The organism is Paraburkholderia acidipaludis NBRC 101816, from assembly GCF_000684975.1.
Lineage (GTDB): Bacteria > Pseudomonadota > Gammaproteobacteria > Burkholderiales > Burkholderiaceae > Paraburkholderia > Paraburkholderia acidipaludis.
The window spans coordinates 392,134-415,942 of sequence record NZ_BAXZ01000003.1; the positions used below are offsets into that span (position 1 = coordinate 392,134).

The 23,809-nt window shown below is 64.1% G+C and carries 26 protein-coding genes; 24 read left to right on the plus strand and 2 right to left on the minus strand.

Annotated elements, in window-relative coordinates:
* Nucleotides 1-54 precede the first annotated feature (54 nt).
* From parA to BAC01S_RS04435, 6 genes are read left to right on the plus strand one after another with little or no spacing between them, the layout of a single operon-like run.
* Nucleotides 55-693, plus strand: coding sequence for a ParA family partition ATPase (parA, locus tag BAC01S_RS04415; RefSeq protein WP_027793672.1), 639 nt, complete (start codon nt 55-57; stop codon nt 691-693).
* Complete coding sequence (locus tag BAC01S_RS04420) at nt 690-965, plus strand: hypothetical protein (RefSeq protein ID WP_027793673.1); 276 nt, start codon at nt 690-692, stop codon at nt 963-965. Before parA ends, BAC01S_RS04420 begins: the two co-directional genes overlap by 4 nt.
* Nucleotides 962-1,507 carry a DUF2840 domain-containing protein gene (locus tag BAC01S_RS04425; RefSeq protein WP_027793674.1) on the plus strand — a complete coding sequence of 182 codons (546 nt, stop codon included), beginning with the start codon at nt 962-964 and terminating at the stop codon, nt 1,505-1,507. Before BAC01S_RS04420 ends, BAC01S_RS04425 begins: the two co-directional genes overlap by 4 nt.
* On the plus strand, nt 1,504-2,094 hold the full coding sequence (locus BAC01S_RS04430) for a S26 family signal peptidase (RefSeq protein ID WP_027793675.1): 591 nt from the start codon (nt 1,504-1,506) through the stop codon (nt 2,092-2,094). Before BAC01S_RS04425 ends, BAC01S_RS04430 begins: the two co-directional genes overlap by 4 nt.
* A complete protein-coding gene (locus BAC01S_RS33650) occupies nt 2,091-2,534 on the plus strand; it encodes a hypothetical protein (protein WP_084168184.1) in 444 nt (147 codons plus the stop codon). Before BAC01S_RS04430 ends, BAC01S_RS33650 begins: the two co-directional genes overlap by 4 nt.
* Entirely contained in the window at nt 2,531-4,486 is a 1,956-nt protein-coding gene (locus tag BAC01S_RS04435) for a relaxase/mobilization nuclease and DUF3363 domain-containing protein (RefSeq protein ID WP_027793676.1), read from the plus strand. Before BAC01S_RS33650 ends, BAC01S_RS04435 begins: the two co-directional genes overlap by 4 nt.
* Nucleotides 4,487-4,522: 36 nt before the next feature.
* On the opposite strand, the gene BAC01S_RS30260 is transcribed toward BAC01S_RS04435, so the two are convergent.
* Nucleotides 4,523-5,425 (minus strand): AraC family transcriptional regulator, encoded by a 903-nt coding sequence (locus BAC01S_RS30260; RefSeq protein ID WP_043201096.1) that lies wholly within the window; start codon nt 5,423-5,425, stop codon nt 4,523-4,525.
* 172 nt (nt 5,426-5,597) lie between these two features.
* Between BAC01S_RS30260 and BAC01S_RS04445 the strand changes: the two genes are divergently transcribed.
* Both BAC01S_RS04445 and BAC01S_RS04450 read left to right on the plus strand, forming a co-directional pair.
* Nucleotides 5,598-7,079 carry an aldehyde dehydrogenase family protein gene (locus BAC01S_RS04445; RefSeq protein ID WP_043201098.1) on the plus strand — a complete coding sequence of 494 codons (1,482 nt, stop codon included), beginning with the start codon at nt 5,598-5,600 and terminating at the stop codon, nt 7,077-7,079.
* Nucleotides 7,080-7,215: 136 nt separating this feature from the next.
* Nucleotides 7,216-7,971 carry an SDR family oxidoreductase gene (locus BAC01S_RS04450; RefSeq protein WP_027793678.1) on the plus strand — a complete coding sequence of 252 codons (756 nt, stop codon included), beginning with the start codon at nt 7,216-7,218 and terminating at the stop codon, nt 7,969-7,971.
* 41 nt (nt 7,972-8,012) lie between these two features.
* On the opposite strand, the gene BAC01S_RS04455 is transcribed toward BAC01S_RS04450, so the two are convergent.
* Nucleotides 8,013-8,627, minus strand: a complete 615-nt coding sequence (locus BAC01S_RS04455) for a TetR/AcrR family transcriptional regulator (RefSeq protein WP_245616506.1) — start codon at nt 8,625-8,627, stop codon at nt 8,013-8,015.
* Nucleotides 8,628-8,680: 53 nt separating this feature from the next.
* On the opposite strand from BAC01S_RS04455, the gene BAC01S_RS04460 reads away from it, so the two are divergent.
* The 16 genes from BAC01S_RS04460 to BAC01S_RS04530 all read left to right on the plus strand — a co-directional run bounded on the left by BAC01S_RS04460 (nt 8,681) and on the right by BAC01S_RS04530 (nt 23,785).
* Nucleotides 8,681-9,565: an SDR family oxidoreductase gene (locus tag BAC01S_RS04460; protein ID WP_027793680.1), complete on the plus strand. Its 885-nt coding sequence runs from the start codon at nt 8,681-8,683 to the stop codon at nt 9,563-9,565.
* 48 nt (nt 9,566-9,613) lie between these two features.
* Nucleotides 9,614-10,336 carry an SDR family oxidoreductase gene (locus BAC01S_RS04465; protein ID WP_245616500.1) on the plus strand — a complete coding sequence of 241 codons (723 nt, stop codon included), beginning with the start codon at nt 9,614-9,616 and terminating at the stop codon, nt 10,334-10,336.
* 168 nt (nt 10,337-10,504) lie between these two features.
* Nucleotides 10,505-11,449 (plus strand): LysR family transcriptional regulator, encoded by a 945-nt coding sequence (locus BAC01S_RS04470; RefSeq protein WP_027793682.1) that lies wholly within the window; start codon nt 10,505-10,507, stop codon nt 11,447-11,449.
* Nucleotides 11,446-11,691 (plus strand): EexN family lipoprotein, encoded by a 246-nt coding sequence (locus tag BAC01S_RS33655; protein WP_084168186.1) that lies wholly within the window; start codon nt 11,446-11,448, stop codon nt 11,689-11,691. Before BAC01S_RS04470 ends, BAC01S_RS33655 begins: the two co-directional genes overlap by 4 nt.
* A gap of 219 nt (nt 11,692-11,910) precedes the next feature.
* Complete coding sequence (locus tag BAC01S_RS04475; RefSeq protein WP_027793683.1) at nt 11,911-13,914, plus strand: conjugal transfer protein TraG; 2,004 nt, start codon at nt 11,911-11,913, stop codon at nt 13,912-13,914.
* A complete protein-coding gene (locus BAC01S_RS04480) occupies nt 13,911-14,375 on the plus strand; it encodes a CopG family transcriptional regulator (RefSeq protein WP_027793684.1) in 465 nt (154 codons plus the stop codon). Before BAC01S_RS04475 ends, BAC01S_RS04480 begins: the two co-directional genes overlap by 4 nt.
* The gene (gene trbB, locus BAC01S_RS04485; protein WP_027793685.1) at nt 14,372-15,406 is read left to right on the plus strand and encodes a P-type conjugative transfer ATPase TrbB; all 1,035 of its coding nucleotides are present in this window, start codon (nt 14,372-14,374) and stop codon (nt 15,404-15,406) included. Before BAC01S_RS04480 ends, trbB begins: the two co-directional genes overlap by 4 nt.
* Nucleotides 15,403-15,771, plus strand: a complete 369-nt coding sequence (locus tag BAC01S_RS04490; protein ID WP_027793686.1) for a TrbC/VirB2 family protein — start codon at nt 15,403-15,405, stop codon at nt 15,769-15,771. The genes trbB and BAC01S_RS04490 overlap by 4 nt, the downstream gene beginning before the upstream one ends.
* The gene (locus BAC01S_RS04495; protein ID WP_027793687.1) at nt 15,768-16,037 is read left to right on the plus strand and encodes a VirB3 family type IV secretion system protein; all 270 of its coding nucleotides are present in this window, start codon (nt 15,768-15,770) and stop codon (nt 16,035-16,037) included. The genes BAC01S_RS04490 and BAC01S_RS04495 overlap by 4 nt, the downstream gene beginning before the upstream one ends.
* Nucleotides 16,038-16,047: 10 nt before the next feature.
* Nucleotides 16,048-18,474: a conjugal transfer protein TrbE gene (gene trbE, locus BAC01S_RS04500; RefSeq protein WP_027793688.1), complete on the plus strand. Its 2,427-nt coding sequence runs from the start codon at nt 16,048-16,050 to the stop codon at nt 18,472-18,474.
* Complete coding sequence (gene trbJ / locus BAC01S_RS04505) at nt 18,471-19,199, plus strand: P-type conjugative transfer protein TrbJ (protein WP_027793689.1); 729 nt, start codon at nt 18,471-18,473, stop codon at nt 19,197-19,199. Before trbE ends, trbJ begins: the two co-directional genes overlap by 4 nt.
* Before the next feature lie 12 nt (nt 19,200-19,211).
* Nucleotides 19,212-20,567, plus strand: a complete 1,356-nt coding sequence (trbL, locus tag BAC01S_RS04510; RefSeq protein ID WP_027793690.1) for a P-type conjugative transfer protein TrbL — start codon at nt 19,212-19,214, stop codon at nt 20,565-20,567.
* A gap of 12 nt (nt 20,568-20,579) precedes the next feature.
* Nucleotides 20,580-21,287, plus strand: coding sequence for a conjugal transfer protein TrbF (trbF, locus tag BAC01S_RS04515; RefSeq protein WP_027793691.1), 708 nt, complete (start codon nt 20,580-20,582; stop codon nt 21,285-21,287).
* The gene (gene trbG, locus BAC01S_RS04520; protein WP_043201100.1) at nt 21,284-22,291 is read left to right on the plus strand and encodes a P-type conjugative transfer protein TrbG; all 1,008 of its coding nucleotides are present in this window, start codon (nt 21,284-21,286) and stop codon (nt 22,289-22,291) included. Before trbF ends, trbG begins: the two co-directional genes overlap by 4 nt.
* Entirely contained in the window at nt 22,278-23,570 is a 1,293-nt protein-coding gene (locus BAC01S_RS04525; protein WP_027793693.1) for a TrbI/VirB10 family protein, read from the plus strand. The genes trbG and BAC01S_RS04525 overlap by 14 nt, the downstream gene beginning before the upstream one ends.
* Nucleotides 23,567-23,785 carry a DUF2274 domain-containing protein gene (locus tag BAC01S_RS04530; protein WP_027793694.1) on the plus strand — a complete coding sequence of 73 codons (219 nt, stop codon included), beginning with the start codon at nt 23,567-23,569 and terminating at the stop codon, nt 23,783-23,785. Before BAC01S_RS04525 ends, BAC01S_RS04530 begins: the two co-directional genes overlap by 4 nt.
* The last annotated feature ends 24 nt before the right edge of the window (nt 23,786-23,809 follow it).

Here is a 23,809-nt window from a genome sequence, read left to right on the forward strand (position 1 = left end):
ACGGCACGCAACGCAGCCGCAACAGCCCGGCCGCCCCGCACAGAGGGCCGCGCCATGATCGTTGCCTTCCTCAACCAGAAAGGCGGCGTCGGCAAGACCACGCTCGCCACTCACGTTGCCGGCGAGCTGGCAGCGCGCGGGCAGTCGGTCATCCTGCTGGATGCCGACCCGCAAGGCTCGGCGCTGGACTGGACGCAGCGACGCGCCCAGCAGGGCTTGCCGCGCTTGTTCAGCGCCGTGGGCCTCGCCCGCGAGACGCTGCATCAGGAAGCACCGGAGCTGGTTCATCGCGCCGATCATGTCGTCATCGACGGTCCGCCGCGCATCGCCGCCCTGGCGCGCTCCGCGCTGCTGGCGGCCGAGCGCGTGCTGATTCCCGTGCAGCCGAGTCCCTACGATTTGTGGGCCTCGTCCGAGATGGTGGCGCTGATCCGCGAAGCGCAGGTGTTCCGACCCGCGCTGCGCTCGGCCTTCGTCGTCAACCGGCGCGTCAGCACCACCATCATCGGCCGCGAGGCACGCAACGCGCTCGCCGAACAACCGCTGCCGGCGCTGCGCTCGGAAGTGCATCAACGCATCGCGTTCGCCGACAGCGTGGCCGCTGGCCGGCTCGCCCGCGAGACGGCACCGGACAGCGCCGCCGCCCGCGAGATCGCCGCGCTGACTGACGAACTGCTGCGGTGGCCGACATGAGCCAGCCGATCAGCAAGCGGCCGGGCAAGCGTGTCGGCATCGGCGCACGTCCACCGGCGAACCCGCACGCCGAGGCATGGGTTCGCCAGGGTGACGCCGACGGCATCCAGAAAGGCGACCTCTACACCGCGCGCTTGACGCTCGACATTACGCCCGCCATGCGGGCACGCATCAAGGTTTCGGCCTTCACGCAAGGCATGACCGTCGCCGAGCTGCTGCGCGCGCTGCTGCAACGCGAGTTTCCCGAAAAACGCACGGAGAACCTGCCATGAACGCATCCGCCCTGGCGGCCACGGCTGCCTCATCGGGCACAACCGCGCCATCGCTTGCGGTGCTCGCCGGACAAGCCGGCATCGCGCCGCTGACCCGCGTTTCGCTCACCTACATCGAGCAGCGCATCGACGTATATCTGCGCTTCGGCGAGCCGGCGCGCACCGTTCGGCTCGACCGCTGGCGGCGCGTCGCGGTGTTCCTGCCGCGTGCGATGTTCTGCCGCATCCACTGGCAGGCGAACGACTACGGCACAATCCGCTGGCAGCTCATGGTGATGCAGGCTTGCACGCCACTGGACGCAGCGCAGCGCATCCCCGGCGTGCTGCCGGGCGCGCGCCTGCTGCTGCACGCCGAGGGCGAACCCGCCGTGCGCGCGGTGTTGGCGCAGCTCGACGCCATTGAGGCGCAGAGCATCGTGCCCGCCGACGTGTCGCCCGCTTACTGGCGCACGCTCGGCAACCGGCTCGCTGCACGCTTGCCGCTGCCGGCGTACACCGCCGAGCGACACGTCGCCTGGCTGGCCGGGAGGGCGCTGCCATGACAGCCCCGAACACCACGGCCAACGCACCTATCGTTCCGCCACGTTCTCGCTCGCGCGATCGCGTTCGCGTCGTCGTGGCGACACTGGCCGCCGTCGGCTTCGCTGCGCTGGCCTGGGCGTCCTTCGTGTCGCCGCTACCGCGCCTGACCTACAACCCGTCCGACAGCGTGGCGGTCGGCTGGTATCGCATCGATCCGCGCACCGACTCGCTGCCACGTCCGTTGTTCGTGGACAGCATCGTGCTGGTGCCGCTGCCGGCCAAGGCTGCCACGCTCGCTGCGCAGCGCGGCTACCTGCCGGCTGGCGTTCCACTACTCAAGCCCGTGGCCGCCATCGCGCCGCAGCAGGTGTGCATTTCGGGCGGCATCGTCCGCATCGACGGCGTGCCTTCGGCCGCCGTACTGCGTGCCGACCGCATGGGCCGCCCACTGTCATCGTGGCGACAGTGCCGCCGCCTCGAACCGGGCGAGCTGTTCCTGTTGAGCACGACCAATCCGGCGTCGTTCGATAGTCGGTATTTCGGCCCGGTCAGCACATCCACCGTGATCGGTGTCGCGCATCCGGTCTGGTTGGAGACACGCCGATGATGGCCGCCGATTCGCAGTGCCTCATCGTGCCATCCGACGTGTGCTTCCGCTGGCTGTCGCCGTGTCGTCGCGCGTGCCGTGCGAGCGCATTCGCGCTGCACGTCGCGCAACATCCGGCGACGCTTTCCCCCTTGCAGGCATCTTGCCTTGAACGCGCCCGGCCGATGGCCGTGGCTGCGTTCCCCGGCGCGCTGGCTGCGAGCAGCGCAGCGCCGCCGGGCCGCCGATGCCTGGAGCGACAGCGAAAGGCAAAGGCGGAAGGCAAGATAAAAGGTCGCGGCACATCACCGCTTGAAAACCTTGTCTGCACATGGGGGGAGCGCGGCACGCGCTACGAGGCGGCAACGTGCCGCGAAGGTGCGCAATGCCTCATCGGCATTGGTGAAGCCGCGTGCTTCGTCCGCTCGACTGCGCCGGTCCTGAATGGAGCCGCACCATGAGCCAGCATGACGACGACCGTTTCCGCGTCCGTCCCGGTGCGCCGAAACAGCGCGGCGATGCTTTCGTTAACAAGGTGCTGCGCGAGACCAATAAGGCCGGCGCGAAGCTCGGCAAGGCGGCGGGCAAGGTCGGCCAGCGTCCTGGTTCCCGGCTGGGGCGCGGCCACGTCGCAGCGCGTTTCGCGGGGCGCGGACTTGGGGCGAACGCCCGGCGCGTAACGATCAAGGCAAGGCTAGTGAATCTGAAACAGGCCGGGCCTCGCTCGACCGCCGCGCACCTGCGTTACATCGAGCGTGAGGGTGTCGATCGTCAGGGCGGGCCGGGCCATGCCTACGGCCCGACGACCGATGACGCTGATCTCGAAGCATTCAAGGCGCGCGGTGCCGACGACCGCCACCAGTTCCGGTTCATCGTCTCCCCGGAGGATGCCGAACAGCTCGACGATCTGCGCACTTACACCCGGCACCTGATGGCACGCATGGAGGCCGACCTTGGCACGCGACTGGAATGGGTCGCGGTCGATCACTGGAATACCGACAACCCGCACACGCACGTTGTCCTGCAGGGCAAGGACGACACTGGCAAAGACCTCATCATCTCCCGCGACTACATCGCCGAAGGGATGCGCCGCCGGGCATCCGAGCTGGCGACGGAATGGCTGGGGCCACGCACCGAGCTGGAGATGCAGCGCGCCATGCAGCGCGAAGTCGATCAGGAGCGGTGGACGGGGCTGGATCGCACCTTGCAGCGCGAGGCCGTGGACGGCCTAGTGCAGCCGGAGACGTTGGCCGAACCCCGGTTGCATCGCCAGCGGCGAATGCTGATCGGTCGCCTGCAACGCTTGCAGCGCATGGGGCTGGCGGCCGAGCAGCAGCCCGGCACCTGGGCCATCCACGCCGATGCCGAAACCACGCTGCGGGCAATGGGCGAACGCGGCGACATCATCCGCACCATGCAGCGGGCCATGAGCGGCCAGCAGCGCGAGCTGGCCGTGTTCCAGCCCGGCGGCGAGGATGGCCGCGCCATCGTGGGCCGCGTCGTCGGCAAAGGGCTGGCCGACGAGCTGTACGACAAGGGCTATCTGATCGTCGATGGTACGGACGGCAAGGCGCACTATGTCGCGCTGCCGCCGCGGTCGGAACTGGAGCAGTACCCGACCGGCGCCGTGGTGGAAGTCAAAGGCGCGGCCGACGTGCGCGCCGCCGACCGGAACATCGCCGCGCTGGCCGTCGATGGCGTGTACCGCACCGATCATCACCTGGCCGTGGCGCAGGGACAGGTCACGGCCGACCGCGACCCGCGCGAGGTGGTGGCCGCGCATGTGCGCCGGCTCGAAGCCCTGCGCCGCGCCAGCATCGTGGAGCGCGAGGCCGAAAGCGTCTGGCGCATCCCCAGCGACCTGGCCGAACGAGGCCGCCAGTACGACGCGCAGCGCCTTGGCGGCGGTGTGGCGGTGGAACTGAAATCGCACCTGCCCATCGAGCGGCAGACGCGCGTGATCGGCGCCACCTGGCTCGACCAGCAGTTGATCGGTGGTGGCAAGGGGCTGGGTGACCAGGGCTTTGGAGCCGGGGTCAAGGACGCGCTGCGCCAGCGCGCCGACTTCCTGGCCGAACAGGGACTGGCCGAGCATCGCGGGCAGCGTGTCGTCTTCGCGCGCAACCTGCTGGCGACGCTGCGCGGACGCGAACTGGCGCAGGTCGCAAAGCACATTGCCGCCGAAACTGGACTGGCACATCGGCCGGTGGCCGATTGCCAGCGCGTGGCTGGCATCTACCGGCGCAGCGTCATGCTCGCTAGCGGACGCTACGCGATGCTCGACGACGGCATGAGCTTCTCGCTGGTGCCGTGGAAGCCGGTGATCGAACAACGGTTGGGACAACAGCTTGCCGCGACTACACGCGGCGTGAGCGTGTCATGGCATCTCGAACGTCAGCTAGGAATAGGATAGATATTGCGATGGCAGACACTTTGGGCTCTAACCCGCTTATGTCTCGGCGGTGATCAAATCACGAAGTCGCATAGCATCGCGAAGAGGGGGCTCTCCGAACAGCCGCTTATATTCCCGGTTGAATTGCGAAGGGCTGTCGTAACCCACCGCGAAGGCCGCGGCGCCAGCATCGAGTTGTCGCGTGATAATCAAGCGCCGCGCGGAGTGCAATCGTAGATGCTTTTGATACTGTAACGGCGACATCGACGTCACCGCCTTGAAGTGCTCGTGAAATGTCGAGAGACTCATATTGGCCATCTCGGCAATCTCGTCGATCTTGATGGCCGACGCATAGTTGGCCCTGATCCACTCGATGGCCTTCTTGATCTGCGACAGCCGGCTGTCGGCCTGTGCGATCTGCTGGATCAAGGTGCCTTGGGGACCACATAACAATCGATACACCACTTCTCGTTCGATCAGAGGCGCGAGTACAGCCGCGTCTTGAGGATTGGCCAATGCACTGACCAAACGAGTCAGGCAGTCCACCAACTCAGGCGTCAACGGACTCGGCATCATGCCCAGATGCGGCAGCGGCCGTTTTCCCTCTACTGGCACGGCCAACAGCATGTCGCTCAACATACTCATGTCGAACGTCAACATCAGGCCGAGAAACGGCCGCTCCGCCGTGGCGTGCACAAGAACATTGGTCGCTGGGAGATCGACCGAAACAATCGAATACTGCCCGGCTTCGTAAAGGAACGGCATCATGCCCAGGGTCGCCTGCTTGGAACCCTGCACGACCACGCACAGGGCCGGTTCAAGCATCTTGGGGGTTGAACGCTCAAAAGGGACTTCTGGAGCCGTTGCCCGAAACAGCCTCAGCTCGGGAATGCGGGTTCCGCACATCCCCTCGGTCTCTCCGCAAAATCGTTCAATTGATGCTATCAGATTCTTGAGCATGGCTAGGCCAATCGAGCTTAATTTCCATGGCTAAATCATAGCTCGGATCTTTCTGTCATGTGTCAGCCACCCTCACAACTCGGATAATCAGGCAATATTTCCGGAGAATCTTGCTGGCTGATCCAGTGTGGCCGTCTTAGTCTTGGACATCAACCAAACTAGGAGAAACACCATGGATCAGCAAACCTTGGCAGCCCAACCTGCGTTCCTGCGTGGGCCCAAGCAGCTTTTCATCGACGGCCAATGGGTCGATGCGGTTTCCGGCGAGACCTTCGCCTCGATTAACCCGTCGAACGGCCGTGAAATCGGTCGGCTCGCGCTCGGCGCGGCAGCGGACATCGACCGTGCGGTCGCCGCCGCGCGCCATGCATTCGAGGGTCCGTGGCGACGTTTCAAGCCCGCCGACCGGCAACGCGTGTTGCTCAAGCTGGCTGACCTGATCGACGCACGCGTCGATGAAATCGCGACCATCGACTCGATCGACATGGGCATGCCCATCACTTCGACGAAGCGCCTGGCGGGCATCTGTACCGCGACCTTCCGCTATGCTGCCGCGCAGGCCGTGTCGATCCACGGCGATACCATCGAGCATTCGTACAACGATGCCTTTGCCTATACGCTGAAGGAGCCGGTCGGCATTGTCGGCAGCATCACTCCTTGGAACAGTCCGCTATTCTCCTCGACCTGGAAACTCGCCCCGGTGCTCGCGTCGGGCTGTACCTTGGTGCTGAAATGTGCCGAACAGGCCTCGTTCGTGCCGCTGCTGCTGGCAGAACTTTGCCTGGAAGCCGGCGTGCCGCCCGGTGTCGTGAACGTTGTCACAGGGTTTGGCGATGCGGGCGCCGCCTTGGCCTCGCATCCGGGCGTCGACAAGATCGCCTTCACCGGTTCGACCGAGACAGGCAGCAAGATCATCCAGGCCACAGCCGGCACGATCAAGCGCCTGAGCCTCGAACTCGGCGGCAAGTCGCCGCACATCATCTTCGCTGACGCAGACCTCGATGCAGCAGTCCCGGCTGCGGCCATGGGCGCCTTCGCCAACTCGGGCCAGATCTGTGCAGCCGGCACTCGCCTGTTTGTGGAGCGACGGGTCTATGACGAGTTCACCGAGAAGGTCGCCCAGTTCGCCAAGACGCTGAAGCTCGGCGATCCTTTGTCACCCACCACGAACCTCGGACCGCTGGTCTCAGCCGAGCAGCTCGAGCGCGTGACCGGCTACCTTAACGCAGGTGCCCGAGAAGGGGCGAAGACGCTTGTAGGTGGCAGCCGCGCCACCGAGGGCAACTTGGGCGACGGCTATTTTGTGCCGCCCACAGTCTTCGCCGGTGTCACCGACGACATGACCATTGCCCGCGAAGAAATCTTCGGGCCGGTCCTGTCGGCCATTCCGTTCGATGATATCGACGACGTGCTGCGCCGGTCCAACGACACGCCCTACGGTCTTGCCAGCGGCGTCTGGACCAAGAACATCAACACGGCCGTCAAGATGTCGAGAGGCATCCGCGCAGGCATCGTCTACATCAACGGCTACGGTCTGCACGACCCTGCGGTTCCGTTCGGCGGTTACAAGATGTCGGGCTTCGGTCGCGAGAACGGGCGACACCATATCGAGCAGTACCTGGAGACGAAGTCCGTATGGATGAATGCGGGCTAGGCCATACCACGCCAAACGGCCAGCGGTATCCGTGCTGGGTAATCGACATGTGGAGCCAGATCCGTGTCTCTCGACTGTCGAACTCGAAGCGGTACTCGGCGACATTCAATCCAGACTAATCCCTCAGGAGGGTTTTATGAAATTAACAGGCAATACGATTCTGATCGTCGGTGGCACGAGCGGGATTGGCCGCGCCTTGGCCGAAGCACTGCACGATCGCGGTAATCGCGTGATCGTAGCCGGCCGCAGGAAGAATCTGTTTGCAGAGGTTGCCAAACAGCGCCCCGAGATCGAGGGCATCGAAGTGGATCTGGGCGATCCGGTATCGGTGTCCAGATTGGGAGAAACCGTGCGAAAACACTATCCGCAAGTGAACGTCGTGATCGCGAATGCGGGCATATCGGTGCCGGAAGTTGTCGCAGCAGACGGATGGGACACGTCGGTCGCGGAAGCGGTCGTCGAAACCAACATCCTCGGAGTGATCCGTGTGGCGGCAGCATTGCTTCCGGTTCTGAAGGCGCAGCAGGACGCTGTGTTCATCGGCACCACCTCCAACCTGGCATTCGTTCCAAATGCCGGCTCGCTGACCTACAGCGCCAGCAAGGCCTTCGTGCATTCCTGGCTACAGGGCTTGCGCCATCAGTTGCGCCGCGTACCAGTAGAGGTGCTGGAGCTGGTTCCCTGCTATGTCCAGACCGAGTTGAGCGGGCCGCAGCAGGCAAGCGATCCGCGTGCGATGCCGCTCGATGCATATATCGCTGAAGTGATGCAGCAACTTGAGAATGGCAGTTACCCGAACGGGGAAATCATGGTGCAACGCGTTCTGCCGGCTCGCTGGGCGGAGAAAAACGGCACTTACGAACAGATTTTCTCGGCCATCAATCCGTCCTGATCGGCACGTTCATGTCCCTGTATGTCGACGCGGAACGGCGATCAAGCGTTCAGAGTTTCGTCGGGCCACGCCGACATGGCTACATCGATCATGCCGGTCAGCGCGTTCGTGTCCGCGCCGGCCTGCGGGAGCGTCAGAATGGCTTGCAGTACACCGAGAAAGTGCCAGGCCAACACTTCGACATCGGCATCCTGCGGCAGCTCGGCGCTTGCGATGCCTTCACGCAACAGACCCTTGAATACATCGCGCTGGCGCGCCACGGCATCAAGGATGGCCGTCTGTCCTTCTACCGTCAGTCCCGCAATCTCGACGCAACCCCATCCGATCAGACAGCCGGCCGGTCGCGACGGATCTGGCAGAAATCCTCGCAGCAACGCGTCAAGCCGGGTGCGGGGCGTATCGGCCTTGGCCGCGCCCATGTGGTGGAGGACACGCTCTGTATAGATCTGCAACGCCTCCCTGAACAGACCGTCCTTGTCGCCGAAGCGCTGGTAAAGGCTCGAACGAGAAAGTCCTGTTGCCTCGGTCAGCTCGCTGATCGAAGTGGCTGCGTAGCCATGGCGCCAGAACACCTCGATGGCCGCACGCATGACCGCAGCCTCGTCGAACTGTGGTTTCCCACTCATTTCCGCACCTCGCTTGACATCATGGAACATTCGTTCCAATATTATCCTGAACCGATCGTTCCAACAACTAGGAAGAGGCTGATATGTCCGAAGTCGTCCACGATTCCCGCCCATCTCGTATCGCCATTGCCGGCGCAACGGGTCGCGTCGGCTCGGCCTTGGCTCGTTTGCTCGCCACCGATCCGGTCGATGTTGTCGCGCTGACGCGCCGTCCCGACGAAGCCCGGCTGCCTAGCAACGTGACCATCGCAGCTGTCCGATTCGACGAGCCCGATACTTTACAGGACGCACTACGCGGCGCCGATCGCTTGTTTCTCTCGCAAGGCAGCTCGCCCGAGCAGGTCGCCAATGAAATCGCGCTGATCGACAGCGCCGTTGCCGCGGGCGTGCGCCACATCGTCAAGCTCTCCGCACTGGGACCGGCATCGCGGATCTTGCCGTTCGCATGGCACATGGAGATCGAGGCGCACCTGTCGCGTCAGCCGGTTGCCTCGACCATATTGCGGCCATCGGCCTACGTCGACATGCTCGTACGGCGTGCGGCGGGACAGGTCGCCAAAGGCTCATGGGCGGGCGCGGCCGGTGACGGACGCGTGAACTTCATCGACACACGCGACATCGCAAAGGTGGCACGCGTGGCGCTCCTTGAAGACGTCCAGCCGACGTCTCAACGCGCCTACCACCTGACGGGGCCGAGGTCCTGGACCATGACGCAGATTTCGGAGGAGTTCTCCCGTTTGCTCGGTCACTCTGTCGTCTACTGTAATCGATCGCCCGAAGATCAAAAGGCTGCGCTGACTGCCGCTGGGCTGACACCGTTTCTCGTCGATTTGATGCTCGGGCTGGAGCAGGTCCTTCGCGAATCCGTACTCGGAGAAACCACTTCGACTGTTGAGGAACTGACAGGCGAAGCGCCCCGGTCATTACCGGACTGGATCGCAGAAAACATCGCGCTCTTTCGCGCATAGGACCGGCATTGCGCCGGTCAACTTCCCACCACCATGCATCGGAGAAAGATGATGTCCTTGTCAAATAAAACGGTCCTGATTACTGGCGCCAATCGCGGCATCGGTGCCGCAACCGTTCGTGAATTGCTGAAGACTGGCGTTACCAAAATTTATGCCGGCGCGCGCAATACCCAATCCTTGCCGGATTTCAGCGATGCGCGCGTGGTGCCGCTGCAGCTCGATGTGACCAGCGACGATTCGGTCAGGAAAGCGGCTGATTTCGCAAAAGACGTCGACGTCCTGCTGAACAATGCCGGCACCATGGCGTTCGGCGACTGGGTCACGAGCCCGATGGACGTGATTGAGGCGGACATGGATACCAATTACTACGGCACTCTGCGCGTGATCCGCGCCTTTGCGCCTTCGTTCGTCAGTCGGGGCTCGGGCATCATTGCGAACGTCGTTAGCATTGTGGGTCTCGCGCCAGTTCCGGTGCTGGCAGGCTACTCGGCATCGAAAGCTGCTCTGCAATCGCTGACCCAGGCGCTTCGCGGCACCTTGGCAAAGTCCGGCATCACCGTTGTCGGCATCTACCCCGGCCCGGTCGATACCGATCTTGCCAAGGGTATTCCTCTCGACAAGGTCACGCCCGAGCAAGTGGCTGCCAATATCGTTAAAGGTATTGAAGAAGGCCAGACCTATATTTTCCCCGATCCGATGGCGCTGCAAATCGAACAGCTTTGGGCGACCAATGGCCGTCATCTGGAAGTCGCGATGCAGGTCGGCGGCTGAGCTGCTTCTGATCTACGCTGGAGACCCCGGCAGATTCTAGCAACGCATCGGTAGCCAGGCATCGTGGCTTAACCGGACGGCTGGCCGAACTTGATGACCAGGAAGCTGGCCGCTTTTATTGATGAAGTCCCCGGTTAAGCAGGAAAAGCCAAGGAGCCTGTGTATTAAATGGAACTCCGTCATCTTCGCTGCTTCCTGGCAGTTGCTGAAGAACTCCATTTCGCCCGCGCAGCAGAACGTCTACACATTGAGCAGTCACCGCTTTCGCGGGCAATCAAGGAGTTGGAAGAAGACCTTGGCGTTCAGCTTTTTGTTCGCACCACACGCAGTACCCGCCTAACTCGTGCCGGAAAACTATTTTTGGAATATGTGCCTCGCATCTTTACCGCTGTGCAACAGGCACGCGACTGTGTAAAGGCCGCCGCGAACGGATTTCATGGTCAATTGAGAGTTGCACTTTCGGACGGCATTCCTCCTTCGCGCTTTTCCATGTTCCTTGCGAGATGCCGAGAAGAAGAACCAGAGGTCGAGATACGACTGTCCGAGGTTCCATTAGCACAGCAGATCAAGGGGCTCCACGATGACCTATACGACGTAGGGTTCGCCGGATCGGACGAGGTCGGCGATGGTGTCAGTGCCTACCCAGTGTGGAACGATCCTTTGATGGTCGCCGTGCCGACGCGGCATCCTTTGTTGGCGCACAAGCGCATCCCGTTAGAGGATGTACTCCGCTATCCGCTTGTGCTCGGAGATCTCCACGCTTGCGAAGGCTATGCGCGGCAGATTGAGCGTGTATTGCGACGGGTCGATCAAGAACCGTTGATTGCGGAAAGAGTGGCTTCCATTGACCTTATGTTGGCATTGGTAGCGGCCGGCTTCGCATTGGGGCTGGCTGGTGCTTCGCAGGTCGCCGTCAGCCGCGAGCCGGGAGTAGTGGCCCGCCCCCTGGTTGGACACACGCCCGTGCTCACCACCTACCTACTGCGCCTGGACGGCGAGCCTTCGGAGACGTTGGCTCGCTTCATCGAGAGAGTCAGCAATATCGAATCCACCGGCATGAAGAAGCCAGTCGTACCATCTGATCCAGAGGGATCGGAGGAAATCGAACCATGAACAAGATCGTGTTCTTTGTGTTTGCCTTGGTATTGAGCGCGTGCAGTAAATCCGCTCCAATCGATACAGCGGAGTCTTTAGCTTCCCATCCAGATCATTTGCGTGAAGTAGAGCAGCAATGTGCAAGTGGCGACAAAAAAATGCCAACTGCCGAATGCAACGCTGCATCTGAAGCACGGCATCGGCTGTTCATAGGTAATGGCCCGAAGTACACACCGCCAAAGGACGTGCCAAAATTCTGAATCGTTAATACACGACAACTTTTCTGATGTCGTTGCTACGTATGCCGCTACACGCGCGAATACGCCGCGATAAGCGATACATATATCCAACTAGAAATCTTGTTTTTTTCTCGATATTTCTGCCAATAACGGTCTTTGACCGGCACTGATCCGGCACCGATGCTCCTGGCTACGCAGCACGTTTTCACTGCGTGACGCAGGAGAAAGTCGGAGGCAGGTATGAGCGGGACTACGGTGCTGTTCGGCCAGATGTCGGTGGTGTTCGGCATCGTGGTCGCGGGAACTTGGGCCGCTACCCAATGGACCGCAGCACACCTTGGCTACCAGCTACGCCTTGGTTCGCCATGGTTCGACTGCCTTGGTATCCCGTTCTATCACCCGTGGCGACTATTCGAGTGGTGGTATTGGTACGACGCCTATGCGCCGCGCCTGTTCCTCAAAGGTGGTGCCATTGCCGCTGCGAGCGGCATTACCGCCGCGGGCGTCGCCATCGGCATGTCGGTATGGCGTGCGCGGCAATCACGCCTCGTTACGACTTATGGATCGGCGCGCTGGGCCGATGCCCGTGATATTCGCAAGGCTGGCCTGACGCAACCCGCTGGCGTGTTTCTCGGCCTGCACGACCGGGAGTACCTGCGCCACGAAGGCCCGGAACACGTTCTGACTTTCGCGCCCACGCGATCGGGCAAAGGCGTGGGCTTGGTGATTCCCACGCTGTTGAGCTGGCCGGCATCCGCCGTCATCCACGATATCAAGGGCGAAAACTGGGCCACCACCGCAGGCTGGCGCGCACGCTTCTCGCATTGCCTGCTGTTCAATCCGACCGATGCGAAGTCGGCCGCATACAACCCGCTGCTCGAAGTCCGGCGCGGCGCGCATGAAGTGCGCGACGTGCAGAACATCGCGGACATCCTGGTCGATCCCGAAGGCGCGCTTGAACGCCGCAATCATTGGGAGAAGACTTCGCACGCGCTGCTAGTCGGCGCGATCCTGCATGTGCTGTATGCGGGCGAGGATAAGACGCTGCGCGGCGTCGCCAACTTCCTGTCCGATCCGGCGTGTCCGTTCGAGTTGACGCTGCATCGGATGATGACGACGCGCCATCTTGGCGATGCACCGCATCCTGTCGTCGCCTCCGCTGCGCGAGAGGTGTTGAACAAGTCGGACAACGAACGCTCGGGTGTGCTGTCCACAGCCATGTCGTTTCTCGGCCTGTACCGTGATCCCACGGTGGCCGAAGTCACCTCGCGTTGCGACTGGCGCATCGCTGACCTGATCGCCGCCGAACATCCCGTCTCGCTGTACCTGGTCGTGCCGCCGTCGGACATCAGCCGCACGAAGCCGCTGGTGCGCCTGATCCTCAATCAGATCGGCCGGCGCCTGACCGAATCGCTCGACGGCAGCGATGGCATCGCACGCCGTCACAAGTTACTGCTGATGCTCGATGAGTTTCCTGCACTCGGTCGGCTCGACTTTTTCGAGACTGCGCTGGCGTTCATGGCTGGCTACGGCATGCGCAGCTTCCTTATCGCGCAGTCGCTCAACCAGATCGACAAAGCCTACGGCCAGAACCATTCCATCCTCGACAACTGCCATGTGCGCGTGACGTTCGCCACCAACGACGAACGCACGGCCAAGCGCATTTCCGAAATGCTCGGCAACGCGACCGAACTGCGCGCGCAGCGCAACTACGCCGGCCATCGGCTCGCGCCGTGGCTCGGGCACCTGATGGTGTCGCGCCAGGAAACCGCACGGCCGCTGCTGACGCCGGGCGAAGTGATGCAGCTCCCGCCCGACGATGCCGTGGTGATGGTGTCCAGTCTGGCACCGATCAAGGCGAAGAAGCTGCGCTACTACACCGACGCGAATTTCAAGCGCCGTGTACTGCCGCCTCCCACGCTCGCGGTCGGGCGTTACCCCGACGCGCCGCCGTTGCGGCCGAACGACTGGAGTGGTCTGGCGATTCCAGTCGTACCAGCGGCGCCGGTCGATGCACATCCGGTCGGCAGCGAGGCCGGCACGGCTGACGACGGAGGACCGCGCAGGCGACCGGAGCTGTCGGAAGCCTCCGAGTACAGCCGCGAACCGCAGATCGCCGACAGCGACCTTGCGCTGCTCGATGACGACGACTTGCCGCTGCCGCTCCCTCGCCAGTTCGACCCGGCCATGCAGAGCACGGCCCGGCTGGCGTCCCTCGATCACGACGACGGACTCCAGCTATGAGCCAGTATCGCCTCAACCTGTTCATTGCGCCCGAGCACGCCAAACGTCTTGATGAACTGGCGACGAAGAAAGGCGTGTCGAAATCGTCGATCGTTGCGGCGGCACTCGCGTCCTGGCTTTCGCCCGATGCGGGCGACCAACGCGAGGCGGCGATCGCCAAACGGCTCGACCGACTCTCGCGCCAGTTCGAGAAGCTGGAGCGTGACCAGAACATCGAGATCGAGACACTGGCGCTGTTCGTTCGCTACTTCCTGACGGTCAGCACGCCGGTTCCCGAGGCTCACCAGGATGCCGCTCGCGCGCAGGGCAGGGCGCGTTTCGAGCAGTTCGTCGAACAGCTCGGCCGCCACCTGATGCGCGGGCGCAGCCTCGTGCGAGAGGTGGTGGAGGAGCTGAACCCCGACGCCGCACGACTTGACGATGCGGCGGCGCAGGCCGAAGCACAGGAGCGTGCCTCATGAGCACGATCGTTTCGACAACCGGGCAGTCCTTCGCCACTACGTCGCTCGACCGGCGCATCCGTATGTTGCGCACGGCGATGGGGCCGCTGATCGCCGCTGCGCTCGAAGACCCAGACGTGGTGGAAATCATGCTCAACCCCGACCACACGCTCTGGATCGATCGCCTGTCGTCGGGCCGAGCACCGATGGGCGCGGAGCTGTCCGAGGCGGATGGCGAACGTATCATCCGCCTGGTCGCCGCGCACGTCGGCGCGGAAGTGCATCGCGGCCAGCCGCTCCTGACCGCCGAGCTGCCGGAAACCGGCGAACGCTTCGAGGGCATTCTGCCTCCGGCTGCACCGGGGCCGGCCTTCGCACTGCGCAAGCGCGCAGTCGGTGTCATCCCGCTGGAACGCTACATCGCCGACGGCATGATGACCGCCGAACAAGCCGCGTTCCTGCGCGACGCGGTGCGTGAGCGCCAGAACATCCTGATCGCCGGCGGCACCAGTACCGGCAAGACCACGCTCGCCAATGCCTTGCTCGCCGAGATCGCCGCGACCGGCGACCGCGTGCTGGTCCTCGAAGACACCATCGAACTGCAGTGCACGGCGCGCGACCACGTGCCGCTGCGCACGCGCGCGGGCGTCGTGTCCATGACCGAGCTGGTGCGCGCCACGATGCGCCTGCGGCCCGATCGTGTGATCGTCGGCGAGGTGCGCGGCGGCGAAGCCCTGGATCTCATCAAGGTCTGGGGCACCGGCCACCCCGGTGGGATCGCCACGATCCACGCCGGCTCCGCGCCGGGCGCGCTACTGCGCCTCGAACAACTGATTCTCGAAGTGGCAGTGAATCCGCCGCGCGCGCTGATCGCCGAGGCGGTCAACGTCGTCATCCACATCGCCGGTCGCGGCCGGCGTCGCCACATCGAGCGCATCGCTCGCGTGACCGGCTTCGATGCCACCGGCTACCAGCTCTGCGGCGCGATTCCTTCGCCATCTTCGCCATCCCGCCCAGTCACGTCTTCGCTTGCTCCCGGAGAACTCTCATGAGCCACGCCCATGTTCTGCGCTTTTCCGTAAATCCGCTTGCACGCCTTTGCAGGCTGTTCCAGCCCGCGCAACAAGGTCTGATGCTGGCCGTCGTGATGCTGGCGCTGACAGGCACGGCCAAGGCCGCCGGCTCCAACATGCCGTGGGAAGCGCCGCTGCAATCCATCCTCGACTCGATCCAGGGGCCGGTCGCCAAGATCGTCGCCGTCATCATCATTATCGTGACCGGCCTCACGCTCGCCTTCGGTGACACGTCGGGCGGTTTCCGCCGTCTCATCCAGATCGTGTTCGGGCTGTCGATCGCCTTCGCTGCCTCCTCGTTCTTCCTGTCGTTCTTCAGCTTCTCCGGCGGGGCCGTGGTATGAGCACGGACGCCAATCTGCCAGGCTTCGAGGTGCCGCTGCATCGGTCGCTCACCGAGCCAATTTTGATGGGCGGTGCGCCGCGCACCGTAGCGATTGCCAATGGCACGCTGGCCGCTGCCGTCGGGCTTGGCCTGCAACTGTGGATTCCCGGCCTCGCGCTGTGGCTGATCGGCCATTCGCTCGCGGTGTGGGGCGCGAAGGTCGATCCGCAGTTCATGCAGGTCTTCGCGCGGCACCTGAAACACAAGTCGCTGCTGGACGTGTGAGGACGATGCCATGTTGTACCTCGCCGAATACCGCCAGCGTCCCGCCATGCTTGCCGACTGGCTCCCGTGGGCCGCACTCATCGCGCCCGGCGCGGTGCTGAACAAGGACGGCAGTTTCCAGCGCACAGCACGCTTTCGCGGGCCGGATCTCGATAGTGCGACGCAAAGCGAACTGATCGCAACGACCGCGCGCCTGAACAACGCGCTGCGTCGGCTGGGATCGGGCTGGGCCTTGTTCATCGACGCCGAGCGCCGACCGGCCGCCGACTATCCGCACTCGGAGTTTCCCGAGGCATTGTCATGGCTCGTGGATGAGGAACGCCGCGCCGCGTTCGAGCTGGCCGGCAGTCACTATGAGAGTGGTTATCACCTGACGTTGGTGTACCTGCCGCCGGAGGAATCGCGCGCACGCGCCGCGAAGCTCCTGTACGAGAACACGCCCACGTCCGGCGTGGACTGGCGTGAACGGCTTGCCGCCTTCGTCGCGGAAACCGACCGTGTGTTCGACCTGCTCGACGGCGTGATGCCGGAGATCGCGTGGCTGGACGACAGCGAGACGCTGACGTACCTGCACGCGACCATCTCGACGCGGCGCTATCGCATCAGCGTGCCCGAAGTACCGTTTCATCTCGACGCGCTGCTGGCCGACTCAGCGTTGATCGGCGGCCTCGCGCCGATGCTCGGCGACCAGCACCTGCGCGTCGTCACGGTACGCGGCTTTCCGACTTCGACCTGGCCCGGCCTGCTCGATGACCTCAACCGACTCGGTTTCGCTTATCGCTGGTCCACGCGATTCCTCTGTCTGGACAAGGCTGAAGCGGAGAAAGAGCTGACGCGGTTGCGCCGGCAATGGTTCGCCAAACGCAAGAAGGTCATCGCGCTGCTGCGCGAAACGATCTTCCAGCAGGAATCGCCGCTCGTCGATACCGACGCGAGCAACAAGGCGATGGATGCCGACGCCGCCTTGCAGGAACTCGGCAGCGATCAGGTGGCATTCGGCTACGTGACCGCGACCGTGACTGTCATGGATACGGACGCGGCGGTGGCCGACGAGAAACTGCGGAGGGTGGAACGCGCAATCCAGAGCCGGGGTTTCGTCACGATCCCCGAAACGCTCAACGCGGTCGAAGCATGGCTGTCGTCGATTCCGGGCCATGCCTACGCCAATGTGCGGCAGCCGAGCATTTCCACGCTGAACCTCGCGCACCTGATGCCGCTGTCGGCAGTGTGGGCCGGGCCGGAGAAGAACAAACACCTCGACGGACCACCGCTGATCGTCACACGCACCGATGGCGACACGCCGTTCCGTCTTGTGACCCATATCGGCGACGTGGGCCATACGCTCGTGGTCGGCCCGACCGGCATGGGCAAATCGGTGTTGCTCGCCACGCTGGCGATGCAGTTCCGCCGCTATCGTGGCTCGCGCATCTTTGCCTTCGACATGGGCCGCTCGATGCGCGCCACGATCCTCGGCCTCGGCGGCGAGCACTACGACCTCGGTTCCGATGGCGCGATCGCCTTCCAGCCGCTCGCGCGCATCGACCGCGAGAACTATCGCACCTGGGCGGCCGAATGGGTTGAAGGCCGTCTGCTGCACGAAGGCATTGCCGTCGGCCCCGATGAGAAGGCCGCCGTCTGGTCAGCGCTCGGCAGTCTTGCCGGTGCCCCCATCGAACAGCGCACGCTCACGGGCCTGTCGGTGCTGCTCCAGTCCAATGCACTACGGCAGGCGCTCGCGCCTTATGTGCTCGGCGGCGCGCACGGCCGGCTGCTCGATGCCGATCATGACCGGCTCGGCAGCGCCGACGTGCAGGGCTTCGAGATGGAGGAACTGATGCCGAGCAAGGCGGCGGTGCTCGCCGTGCTCGGCTACCTGTTCGCGCGCTTCGACGAACGGTTCGATGGTGCGCCAACGCTGCTGATTCTGGACGAGTCCTGGCTATTCCTCGACGACCCGGTATTCGCCGCGCGTATCCGCCAGTGGCTCAAGACGCTGCGCAAGAAGAACGTCAGCGTGATCTTCGCTACGCAGTCGCTCGCCGACATCAAGGATTCGAGCATCGCGCCCGCGATCATTGAGAGCTGCGCGAGCCGCATCTTCCTGCCGAACCCGCAGGCCACCGAGCCGCAGATTCGCACGATCTACGAAGGTTTTGGCCTCAACAGCCGGCAGATCGAGATCGTCGCCACCGCCGAACCCAAGCGCGACTACTACTACCAGTCGCGCCTGGGCAACCGCCTGTTCGACCTCGATCTCGGGCCGGCCACGCTGGCATTCGTCGGGGCCTCCACACCGCAGGACCAGCGCGACATCGACCGCGTGCTGCTGAATGCCGGCACGCCCGGCTTCGCGGGTGCCTGGCTGCGGCATAGCGGCCTCGACTGGGCCGCCGACCTCATGCCTTCGTTCCTCACGTCATCGGGGATTCAGCCATGAAGAAGACCGGGCTGGCCGTCGTCACGGCCTTGCTGCTGTCAGCGTCGTCCGCGTGCTTCGCGCAGTTGGCGGTGTTCGACGGGGCCAACTATTCGCAGAACCTGCTGACCGCCGCGCGGGAGCTGCAACAGATCGACAACGAGATTCAGCAGTTGCAGAACCAGGCGACCATGCTGGTGAATCAGGGCCGTAATCTCACGAGCCTGAACTTCAATTCGCTGTCGCAGTTGCTGTCCACGCTGGCGACCACGAACCAGTTGATCTCGCAGGCGCAGGGACTGACCTTCAACGTCGCGCAGACGCAGGCGACGTTTAACCGGCTGTATCCGTCGTCCTACGGTGCTGGCACCAGCAACGCGCAGATGGTTCAGGACGCGCAAACGCGCTGGCAGACCTCGGTGCAGGCATTGCAAACCTCGACGCAGATGCAGTCGCAGGCAGCGCAAAACCTGCTGTCCGACCAGAGCGTATTGAGCAGCCTCGTGACGCAGAGCCAGGGCGCGGTCGGTGCCTTGCAGGTGAACCAGGCAACGAACCAGCTGCTCGCACTGATTGCGCGTCAGGCCATGCAGTCACAGCAGCTCACCGTGTCGCAGCAGCGCGCGACGGCACTGGACCAGGCGCGTGCTGCGGCCGACGAGGCGCAAGCCCAGCAGGTCCGTACCCGCTTCATCGGCAGCGGCCCGCAATACACGCCGCAGTCGGTGAGCTTCTACGGGAATTGACGGAGAGCGACGATGAACGATCTTTCCGTCATCGACCAGTTCCTGGCCGTCTTCTCGCAATACATCGACTCAGGTTTTGGCCTGCTGCACGGCGAAGTCGCGTATCTCTCGGCCACGCTCATCGTCATCGATATGACGCTCGCGGGTCTGTTCTGGGCGATGGGTGGCGAGGAAGTGCTGGCGAAGCTGATCCGCAAGACGCTCTATGTCGGTGCCTTCGCCTACATCATCAGCAACTTCAACACGCTTGCGGGCATCGTGTTCCGCTCGTTCGTGGGCCTCGGCCTGCTTGCCACAGGTTCGTCGTTGAGCATCGGCAATTTCCTGCAACCCGGACGACTGGCCCAGGTCGGCGTGCAGGCAGGCCAGCCGATCCTGCAACAGGTCGGCACGATGTCCAACGGCATCACGGCAGTCTTCAGCAACATCGACATGATCGTGATTCTGTTGCTCGCCTGGGTTGTCGTGGTCATCAGCTTCTTCATCCTGGCCGTGCAGCTTTTCGTGACGCTGATCGAGTTCAAGCTGACTACGCTCGCGGGTTTCGTGCTGGTGCCGTTCGCGCTGTGGAACAAGACCGCGTTTCTCGCCGAGAAGGTACTGGGCAACGTGGTGTCGTCCGGCGTCAAGGTGCTGGTGCTTGCTGTCATCGTCGGTATCGGTTCGACCATCTTCGGGCAGTTCCAGACGCCGGCCGGCGCCGATCCTTCGTTGAATCACGCGCTCGCCATCATGCTCGCCTCGCTGACGATGCTGGGACTCGGCATCTTCGGGCCGGGCATTGCAACGGGCCTGGTATCCGGCGCGCCGCAGCTCGGCGCGGGCGCTGCCGCCGGTACGGCGCTGGGTGCGGCGGGCCTCGCCGTCGCCGGTGGTGCGGCCGTGGCGACAGGCGGCGCGGCAGTTGCCGCCGGCGCACGTCTCGCAGCGCGCGGCGCGGTCGGCACGACGCGCGCCGCCAGCGGTGCGGCATCGGCCTATCGCGCCGGCGCGACCGCATCCGGTGCGACGGGTGCGCGTGCCTTCGGCGCGGGCGTCGCCAACGTCACGCGCAGCGGCGCGCCGGCCGCCGGCGAACGGGTCGCGGCCGGTGCGCGAGCCGTGCGCGAGCGCGTAGCACCCCCTGCCGACGCGGGCACCGGCTCGTCGTCCACCTCATCTGAAACCGCAGGCACCGCATCCACGCCGTCGGTGACTACCGACGACACACCGCCGGCATCCATCGACAAGCCGCCTGACTGGGCCAAGCGCCTGCAACGTCGTCAACACATCTCTCATGGCGCTTCAACGGCCGCGCATGTCGTGCGCTCGGGCGACCACGGCGGCGGCGGAACCGCGCCGGACATCAACGATTCCTCGAACGAGTAAGGGAGGCGAGCCATGCGTTTCACACGACCCGGCGTGCGCTACAGCGAATCACCTGTGCCCGCCACGCCTTATCAGGCCGCCGCGCAGGTGTGGGATGGCCGCCTCGGCAGCGCGCGCGTGCAGGCAAAGAACTGGCGGCTGATGGCATTCGGCTGCCTGGGCCTCGCGCTGCTGATGGCCGCGGGCCTCGTCTGGCAATCCGGCCAGTCGCGCGTCACACCCTACGTGGTCGAGGTCGATCACGCGGGTCAGGTCCGTGCGGTCGGCGCGGCCGTCACGCCGTACAAGCCCACCGATGCGCAGATCGCCTATCACCTGGCGCGCTTCATCACCGATGTTCGCTCGCTGTCGATCGACCCGGTAGTGGTGCGTCAGAACTGGCTCGAAGCCTATGGCTATACCACCGACCGGGGCGCGGCCACGCTGAACGACTACGCGCGCGCCCACGATCCGTTCGCCCACGTCGGTCAGGACTCCATATCGGTTGACGTAACCAGCGTGGTGCGCGTGAGCGACGCCTCGTTCCAGGTGCGCTGGACCGAACAGCACTTCAACGACGGCAGGCCGACCGGCACCGAGCACTGGACCGCGATGCTCACCCTCGTCATGCAGACACCGCGTACCGAACAGCAGGTGCGCCGTAATCCCCTCGGTATCTACATCAACGGGCTGTCCTGGAGCCGCGACCTGGACGCACCGGAAGGAGCGAAGAAGTCATGAAACCGTCGATCACTGCCATTGCCTTCCTCGCCCTAACGGGCGGCCTTGCTGGTTGCGCCACGCAAGGCAAGCCCCCGCCGGCGATCTCACTGGACGAATCGGTCAAGGCGCAACCGCTGCCCGAGCCGCCCAAGCCGGTTGCGGTCGTGGAAGTGCCGAAGCCCTTGCCATTGCCCGATCAGATGAAGCCATTGCCCGGTAGCGCCGATGCGAAGCCGGCACCGGAGCCTGCGGACGCGAAGGCGCGTGTCGAGCAGGCCAACGCTGATGCGAGCGTGGTGCCGACGCGCGACGGCTACATCAACGCGATTCAGGTCTGGCCGTTCTCCGATGGCGCGCTGTACCAGGTCTATACCAGCCCCGGCCGCGTGACGGTCATCAGCTTGCAGCCGGCCGAGGAACTGGTGACGGTCGCGGCCGGCGACACCGTGCAGTGGATCGTGGGCGACACAGCCAGCGGCAGCGGCGCGAGCCGGCGCGTGGCCGTCATGGTCAAGCCGGTGCGCGCGGGGATCAAGACGAACCTCGTCATCACGACGAACCGGCGCACCTATCTGATCGAACTCACGTCGACCGCAAAGGCGTGGATGGCGTCGGTGTCGTGGGAGTATCCGAAAGACCAGATGCTGGCCTTGCAGGCCCAGGGGCGGGCCGCCGATGCGCAGGCACCGGCGGCCGAAGGGCTGTCGCTCGACCAGTTGCATTTCCGTTATGCGATTACGGGCGATAGTCCGCCGTGGAAGCCGGTACGTGCCTTCGACGACGGGCAGCACGTTTATATTCAGTTCCCTGCCGGCATCGCGCAGGGTGAATTGCCGCCGTTGTTCGTGGTCGGCTCCGATGGCAAGGGCGAGCTGGTGAACTATCGTTTCCATGCGCCTTACGACATCGTAGATCGCCTGTTCGGTGCGGCCGAGCTGCGCCTGGGTGGCGACAAGGCAGCCGTCGTGCGTATCGAGCGTACCGACGGCATTGCTGCGGGAGCTGGTCATGGGCACGACTGACCACGAAGCTCAGCCCGCGCCGAAGGTCGCGCCCGAGGGCGTGGCGCTGCGCGCAGCGCCGCGCGCGGTCACGCGGCTCAACCGCCGCACGCTGGCCGTCTCCGCCACGCTGCTCGCGGTGGCCGTAGCGAGCGCGTCGATGTGGGCGCTGCAATCGAAGGGCCGGCGCGGCTCAGGCGACCAGACCAATCTCTATAACGTCGATCGGATCGCCAAAGCCGACGACCTCGACCAGTTGCCGGCCGACTACTCGAAACTACCTCCGAAACCCGCACCGGCGGCCTCGGCCAGCGTGCCGCAGCTCGGGCCGCCGCTTCCCGGTGACTGGGGCGCGGCGTCGGCGATGCCACCACTGCCGAGCAATATGGCAAATCAGGGACCGTCGGCCGACAGCGTTGACCGTCAACGTATGGCTGACGAGATTGCACGATCGGCTGTGTTCTTCCGAACCGGCAGCGACACCGGCAAATCCGATGCAACCGCCTCGTCTGCGGGCACACCGTCAATCGCCAATGGCTCGGCGGGCGCGTTCAACCCGATGGGTGCCGGGCCGGCGTCGACGGCCGCACAGCCCAACGACCCGACGGCGATCCAGAACCGGCAGGATCAGAAGGAAGCGTTCATGGCGAAAGGCGGCGATGCTTCGACCAGTAACACTGGCAGCTTGCAGACTCCGGCCTCGCCGTACACCGTCATGGCGGGCACGATCATTCCGGCTGCGCTTGTGACGGGCATCAATTCCGACCTGCCGGGAGAGATCATCGCGGAAGTGACGCAGCCCGTGTACGACACGGCGACCGGCCACTATTTGCTGATCCCGCAGGGTTCGCGCCTGATCGGTCGATATGACAGCCAGGTCGCGTTCGGGCAGCAGCGGGTGCTGCTGGTGTGGCTGCGCCTGGTGCTACCCGATACCTCGTCGATCGCGCTCGACAAGCTGCCCGGCATCGACCCGGCCGGCTACGCAGGCCTGGAGGATGGCGTGGACTGGCACTGGGGCCGCGTTCTGTCGGGTGCTGTGCTGTCCACGATGCTCGGCGTCGGCTCCGAGCTGGCCGTCTCGAATCAGGGTAGTGCCAACGGCAATACGGTCATCGCACTACGCGACAGCTCGCAGGACACGGCCAATCAGGTCGGCCAGGAAATCACGCGCCGCGACCTAAGCATCCAGCCGACGCTGACCGTGCGGCCGGGATTCCAGGTGAACGTGATGGTGAAGAAGGATCTGGTGCTGCGGCCGTATCAGCCGCTCTTTGTGCAGCGAGGACCGATACAATGAATACGACGCGCAAGCTGCGGTTAGGGCCGCTGCCCGATACGCAAACCGTCAAGCTGACCTTTACATGTTCCGCGATCCTCAAGACGGATCTCGATCGCTACGCAGCGTTGCACGCGCAAACCTATGGTGAAGCAGTTGATGCTGCGACGCTGATCCCGCATATGTTGGAGGCGTTCATCGCAGGCGACCGAAACTTTAAGCGGTTGCTAAAGTAAGTCGGCTGTTGCTTCCTCGCATGA

Excerpts from the sequence above, each read along its gene's own strand:
- parA (WP_027793672.1), top strand. The coding sequence starts at position 55 with ATGATCGTTGCCTTCCTCAACCAGAAAGGCGGCGTCGGCAAGACCACG.
- BAC01S_RS04420 (WP_027793673.1), top strand. The coding sequence starts at position 690 with ATGAGCCAGCCGATCAGCAAGCGGCCGGGCAAGCGTGTCGGCATCGGC.
- BAC01S_RS04425 (WP_027793674.1), top strand. The coding sequence starts at position 962 with ATGAACGCATCCGCCCTGGCGGCCACGGCTGCCTCATCGGGCACAACC.
- BAC01S_RS04430 (WP_027793675.1), top strand. The coding sequence starts at position 1,504 with ATGACAGCCCCGAACACCACGGCCAACGCACCTATCGTTCCGCCACGT.
- BAC01S_RS33650 (WP_084168184.1), top strand. The coding sequence starts at position 2,091 with ATGATGGCCGCCGATTCGCAGTGCCTCATCGTGCCATCCGACGTGTGC.
- BAC01S_RS04435 (WP_027793676.1), top strand. The coding sequence starts at position 2,531 with ATGAGCCAGCATGACGACGACCGTTTCCGCGTCCGTCCCGGTGCGCCG.
- BAC01S_RS30260 (WP_043201096.1), bottom strand. The coding sequence starts at position 5,425 with ATGCTCAAGAATCTGATAGCATCAATTGAACGATTTTGCGGAGAGACC.
- BAC01S_RS04445 (WP_043201098.1), top strand. The coding sequence starts at position 5,598 with ATGGATCAGCAAACCTTGGCAGCCCAACCTGCGTTCCTGCGTGGGCCC.
- BAC01S_RS04450 (WP_027793678.1), top strand. The coding sequence starts at position 7,216 with ATGAAATTAACAGGCAATACGATTCTGATCGTCGGTGGCACGAGCGGG.
- BAC01S_RS04455 (WP_245616506.1), bottom strand. The coding sequence starts at position 8,627 with ATGTTCCATGATGTCAAGCGAGGTGCGGAAATGAGTGGGAAACCACAG.
- BAC01S_RS04460 (WP_027793680.1), top strand. The coding sequence starts at position 8,681 with ATGTCCGAAGTCGTCCACGATTCCCGCCCATCTCGTATCGCCATTGCC.
- BAC01S_RS04465 (WP_245616500.1), top strand. The coding sequence starts at position 9,614 with ATGATGTCCTTGTCAAATAAAACGGTCCTGATTACTGGCGCCAATCGC.
- BAC01S_RS04470 (WP_027793682.1), top strand. The coding sequence starts at position 10,505 with ATGGAACTCCGTCATCTTCGCTGCTTCCTGGCAGTTGCTGAAGAACTC.
- BAC01S_RS33655 (WP_084168186.1), top strand. The coding sequence starts at position 11,446 with ATGAACAAGATCGTGTTCTTTGTGTTTGCCTTGGTATTGAGCGCGTGC.
- BAC01S_RS04475 (WP_027793683.1), top strand. The coding sequence starts at position 11,911 with ATGAGCGGGACTACGGTGCTGTTCGGCCAGATGTCGGTGGTGTTCGGC.
- BAC01S_RS04480 (WP_027793684.1), top strand. The coding sequence starts at position 13,911 with ATGAGCCAGTATCGCCTCAACCTGTTCATTGCGCCCGAGCACGCCAAA.
- trbB (WP_027793685.1), top strand. The coding sequence starts at position 14,372 with ATGAGCACGATCGTTTCGACAACCGGGCAGTCCTTCGCCACTACGTCG.
- BAC01S_RS04490 (WP_027793686.1), top strand. The coding sequence starts at position 15,403 with ATGAGCCACGCCCATGTTCTGCGCTTTTCCGTAAATCCGCTTGCACGC.
- BAC01S_RS04495 (WP_027793687.1), top strand. The coding sequence starts at position 15,768 with ATGAGCACGGACGCCAATCTGCCAGGCTTCGAGGTGCCGCTGCATCGG.
- trbE (WP_027793688.1), top strand. The coding sequence starts at position 16,048 with ATGTTGTACCTCGCCGAATACCGCCAGCGTCCCGCCATGCTTGCCGAC.
- trbJ (WP_027793689.1), top strand. The coding sequence starts at position 18,471 with ATGAAGAAGACCGGGCTGGCCGTCGTCACGGCCTTGCTGCTGTCAGCG.
- trbL (WP_027793690.1), top strand. The coding sequence starts at position 19,212 with ATGAACGATCTTTCCGTCATCGACCAGTTCCTGGCCGTCTTCTCGCAA.
- trbF (WP_027793691.1), top strand. The coding sequence starts at position 20,580 with ATGCGTTTCACACGACCCGGCGTGCGCTACAGCGAATCACCTGTGCCC.
- trbG (WP_043201100.1), top strand. The coding sequence starts at position 21,284 with ATGAAACCGTCGATCACTGCCATTGCCTTCCTCGCCCTAACGGGCGGC.
- BAC01S_RS04525 (WP_027793693.1), top strand. The coding sequence starts at position 22,278 with ATGGGCACGACTGACCACGAAGCTCAGCCCGCGCCGAAGGTCGCGCCC.
- BAC01S_RS04530 (WP_027793694.1), top strand. The coding sequence starts at position 23,567 with ATGAATACGACGCGCAAGCTGCGGTTAGGGCCGCTGCCCGATACGCAA.